At 61.0% G+C, this 4,663-nt stretch carries 3 protein-coding genes and 3 pseudogenes (1 of these 6 cut by a window edge); all 6 read left to right on the forward strand.

Translation table 11 applies throughout. The features are described 5' to 3' along the window. Positions 1–23: the 3' end of an IS1595 family transposase gene (locus tag XCSCFBP4642_RS0116820; RefSeq protein WP_029220814.1), read on the forward strand. The gene continues 937 nt to the left of window position 1, outside the view; the window shows 23 of its 960 coding nt (coding positions 938–960); the start codon falls outside the window, past its left edge; the stop codon is at positions 21–23. A gap of 817 nt (positions 24–840) precedes the next feature. Beyond that, a complete protein-coding gene (locus tag XCSCFBP4642_RS0116825; RefSeq protein WP_029220815.1) occupies positions 841–1,497 on the forward strand; it encodes an imm11 family protein in 657 nt (218 codons plus the stop codon). Between the two features lie 34 nt (positions 1,498–1,531). After that, positions 1,532–1,768 (forward strand): annotated as a pseudogene (locus XCSCFBP4642_RS30100) (AHH domain-containing protein); the annotation flags it as partial. Between the two features lie 48 nt (positions 1,769–1,816). After that, positions 1,817–2,494 (forward strand): annotated as a pseudogene (locus tag XCSCFBP4642_RS30855) (hypothetical protein); the annotation flags it as partial. A 5-nt stretch (positions 2,495–2,499) separates the two neighbouring features. Beyond that, a pseudogene (locus tag XCSCFBP4642_RS30105) lies at positions 2,500–4,170 on the forward strand (hypothetical protein); the annotation flags it as partial. Next, on the forward strand, positions 4,106–4,663 hold a 558-nt coding region (locus XCSCFBP4642_RS0116840; RefSeq protein WP_029220817.1), incomplete at its 3' end, for a hypothetical protein. The pseudogene XCSCFBP4642_RS30105 and the gene XCSCFBP4642_RS0116840, both read left to right, overlap by 65 nt.

The following is a 4,663-nucleotide window of genomic DNA, read 5'->3' on the forward strand; positions in this document are numbered from 1 at the left end:
GCCACGACTTGCCACGGCCATGATGCAATCCACACCATGCCCAGAGCCGGTTTTACGTGCAGCGAGCAATTTTCATGGCTGAGAGTCGGGGCTAATCAGGTAAAGTAATCAAGGTAATCCGCCCTCAAAAATAACAATATCTCCATATATATCAATTACTTACATTGATTTATCAAAGGTAATTAAAGGGTAATTGAGAGGTAATGGGATTACCTTTTGGGAAGGTAATCGATACCCCAAAAAATAGCTTTATATTTCAATCACATAACCTTTCTATGGGAGCCTGATTACCCCAAATCACCCCAAAAGGTAATCCCAAACTTCCCAAAGAGATCAGCCGCTTAGGCCCTGTTTCAGGTCCCGGATTACCAATTACCCGATTCCGATGGTCACTTGCCGAAATGCGCCGGGAGGCCCAGCTATGGGAACTCAGCCGTTCCCACCCCGCAAAGCCCCCAGGCGCGCAGGGATTTGCAGGGACGAGAGACCCCCTTGAACCCCAAGGAGCGGTAGCAGCAGCGCGGCCTAGGCCCACCCTGCGGGGGTGCAGCGAAAGCCATGCATAAAGACCGCAGGCGTGGCGGGGCGACGATTGCGCGCGCCGGGGCCAGCGCTGTCGTAGGCGTCGGGGTTTTCCTACTGCGTCGGTCGCTGAAGACGGGCAACATAGGAGGCTGCATCCCGTTACAACGGCGCCTACAGCATGCCCAACACCCGCCGCCGCCCCGCCTCCATTACTGGCGATCAAGCGCAAAGGTGGGCATCTGATCGGGAGGCAGCGAAGCGACTCACTTGTGGTCACCTGTTCGACGCATGCTGGATTGTTGAGAGAAAGCACCTATGAACGAAGCAAAAGAAGCCCGCGCAACACACGACAACGCACCTCAGAAAGGTGCGTTCTACATCCTCAGGTCCGATATGGGGGGGGGCGGTCGTGGGCATGGCGTGGAGTTCGAAAATGAAAAGGCTGTGCCGTTCTCCATTGCCTACAGCCGGCCAGGCGAGGACGCGGGCCTGGCTGCATTGAAGGTAATCCCGCGCCTGCGCTACGACAGCCGCATCGGCGATATGCCCGATGATCTTGATAGTGGATTCAAGGACTACTGGCTGGTCTCCGAGCCGCTGAAGCAGGTTCTTGAAGCTGCGGACCCGGAGGGCTTTGCCTTCGCGCTATGCGACTTCCGACTGGAAGACGGTACCCCTGCGGCACCGCACTATCTATGCGAGGTGGTGCGAATCGTCGACGCCATCGACGAAGAAGCATCCACCGTCAAGGTGCTGACCGGGTATCCAAATGGCAAGTACTACAGCCTTTTGGGGGGGGCAAAGTTGGCATTCAGGAAAGACGTAGTCGGGGCCGCGCATGTCTTCAGAACACCTTATACGGCAGATGCATTTTGCGATCGGTTCTTGCGAGACACTTTAATTTCCCAGGGGTTCGGCAAATCACCCAGGAATCGTGGCGTTCGGCTAATCGACGCCGCAAATTATGGATAAAAATTTCTCTGCATGGATTTTGGAGTAAAGACAGATGCCGGCCAGTAACGTCATCCTTGAAAGTCATCATGTCATTGAAAACACCATCTTTCGCAAGCATGACTTGCTCAAAAAGTTGGCCGAGCATGGCATGATCGAAAAGGATGTCTCGACCAATCGTCTCTATCTTCCGGTAGAGGGCAAGCTGGCTGACGAAATCGAAACTTCGCCACACCGAGGACGCACCCGCAGGTCATATACGGATGCAGTTGTGGATTATCTTAACGATCTCCGTAACTCCTCCGATGGCCGCGCCGCTATGGGTGATGACGTTGCCGCAGTGAAGCGCGTAGCCGCCCAAGTCCACGACCTGCAAGACACCCTTAAGGTCGCTCTGATCAATCGCGATATGTTCGCAACGACACCGGAGCACTTGACCAAGGCCCAAACGAACGCGCAGAACCACAGCACTATTTCCGAATACGAGCAATACCGCGCCACCCATGCCGACCAGTTGAAAACGCTGCGTTCGATGAGCAACGTCGAAGCAGAATGGACCGCCATTACTCATTCGGAGCAGCGCATTGCCACGGTGATCGAAGCCGCACGCACGACGGGCAAGAATCTGGTCGCTGTGCCGGGTGAACGCGATGCCGTCATCCGCGAGATCGCCGGCCGCGAGGAATTGCGCATGGCCATCCGGCACGCCGAAGAGGCCGGGCGTGTCACGTTGTCCGAGTCCAATGCCGCGCTGATCCAACAGGTACTGGATGACACGCCGACAACCATCGGCGGTGTTGCGCGCAGCATTCGCCAAGGCGCGGGCGCCACACCGCATGCGCCGTATACCCCAGTATCTCAACGCGGCTTCACCACCGCAGAGCTCCTCGCAGGCGATCTATCAGCAGGCCAGGCGTTACGCACTGCCGGCCTGCTCGCCACCGCCGCCGACACGGTAATGACCGGCCAACGCGCCACGCAGCTTCTGGGCCAGGACAACCCGCTCGCCGCACAATCGGANTGGAGGCGCAGGCATCGCACGACGTCCGGGCGAAGGCTGCGCAGGCGCTACAGGCGCATGCCGCGCTGGAGCTGCTGCAGCGGGACGCGCAGCGACTGGAAGAGCTAGAAGGTCAGACGCAGGACGCGCAGCAACGCGAAAACGTCCAGCAGCAGACACAGCACACCCAACAGCGCGAACAAGCGCAGCAGCAGGCCCAGGAGACACAGCAGCGCGAGCAGGAAACACGCCAGGCACAGGACGCCCAGCAGAGCCAGCAGGAACGCCTGCAGGCGCAGACTGTGCAACATCCCGAGCAACAGCCGCTGCACGCCCAAGCGGCTCCACAGCGCGAGCAGAAGCCGGAGAATGAGGCCGTCTCTCGCGAGCCGTCGTCGCTGCAGGCGCAGGACACATCGCCGCGCCAACCCGAGCAGCGGTCTACCCGGGATGACGTCGCCCAACGGCCCCAGGAGCAGCTGGCAGAGCCCGTGCAAGCACATGCAGCCGACGTAGCGCAGCAGCGGCTGCAAAGCCAACACGCGCAGGAAGAACATCCGCTGGAAGCTCGGCAGCCAGCGCAGAGCGCGGCGATCATGCAGACAGCACCGGCAGATCAGCAGCAGGTTGCGGACCTGCACGGCGGCCAACGGCCGATGACGGCGCACGCCTCGGATGCGCTCCAAGATGCACCAGCGCAGCAACCCGAGCAGTCGGCGGATGCGCGCCTGGCCCAAGCGGCGACCGCGTCATCGCTTGCCACCTCGGTGGCCGCAGAACACCGCGACGATCGACAGGCGCTCACTCCACAGGCTCAAGCACCGGAAGCACCAGATCCCCCTGCAGCGTTGCCCTTGTCCGGGTACCTCGCGCAAGCGGCAGAGCCATCGCGGGACGTACCGACTGCCGGCCGCTCTGCCGACGCACCCGAGGGCGCGGCCGCTGCGCACGAGCCGCTTTCCGCGTCCCTGGCAGATCAGCACGACCGTCCTGCCGCTGTGCCCACCGATCCGGACTCCTGGGAGGAAATAGAGCGCTCCATGCGTGAGCTGCGCATCCAACTCGAACAGGAGCTCGAAACAGAAAACCGCGTCGCAGAAGCGCGGCAGGCGCGCGTGGACCGTGGTGAGCGGCCGTTTACCGAGTTGGAATTGCGTGATGGGTACGATCCCGATGGCCCCTCTGGACTGAGACCACCACGCGCCCCGCCGGCAGACGCCGCGCCACAGTCGCTTGCCGCGGGCAAGCAGGAAGATCGGCCGCAGCCCCAGCGCAAAACCATCACCGGCGATCCGGATGTGGACGAGTTGCTGTACGCCATCGACTGCAAGAACGAACTGGCGATCGAACAGGCCTTGAAACGTGTCGCCAATAGTCCATACAGCCAAGCGCTTGCCAAACAAGGGCATGAATTTCTGGATGCCCAGGCGATGCAGGAGGCTCAGGAACAGGCCAGTCTGCGCCAGACACTGAACATGGACGTCTCGGCAGAGGTGCAGACCAGCCGTGGTCCGGTGATGGTGCTGACGCTGCCGCAATTCGCCAACGGACCGGCGATGCAAGGCGGTCCGCAGGGTGATGGTGGCGGAGACGGCGGTGGCGGCGGTGGCGGTGGAGGCGGTGGAGGCGGTGGAGGCGGTGGAGGCGGTGGAGGCGGCGGTGGTGGTGGTGGTGGTGGTGGTGGTGGTGGATGATCGCAACACGTGCAGCGCGTTGAATCATCGAGAGAACACTATGGACATGCAGGACACCTCCGCGCTGCCCGATGTCAACGGGTCGGAACGCACACTGAAAGAATCGATCCAGGCCCTGGCGGCGATGATCGGGACGCTTCAGCGGCGCGAGCACGCCTTGGATGATCTGGTCCGGGAGCAGCTGCAGCTTCTGCAGCGCGCCGTCAACAGTGCCGATCAGCGTGTCAATCGCGTGGTGGAGAGCGCACTTCCCCGGCTAACGCAATTGAGCAATCAGGCGCTGACGCAAACGCTGGAACCGGCGGCCGAGCGATTCAACAAGAAGATGGCAACTGCGGAGCAGGCCGTCCAGCAGGCCGCCCAGCGCTATGTACACGCACAGCATTCCCTGGAAACGATGACAACGCGGCGCATGTGGATCGCATCGATTGCGCTGCTGGCTGCGGGTGTCATGAGCATGGTCGTCGCTGGCTATGCGCTCTACAGCACCAAA

The organism is Xanthomonas cassavae CFBP 4642, assembly GCF_000454545.1.
GTDB lineage: Bacteria > Pseudomonadota > Gammaproteobacteria > Xanthomonadales > Xanthomonadaceae > Xanthomonas > Xanthomonas cassavae.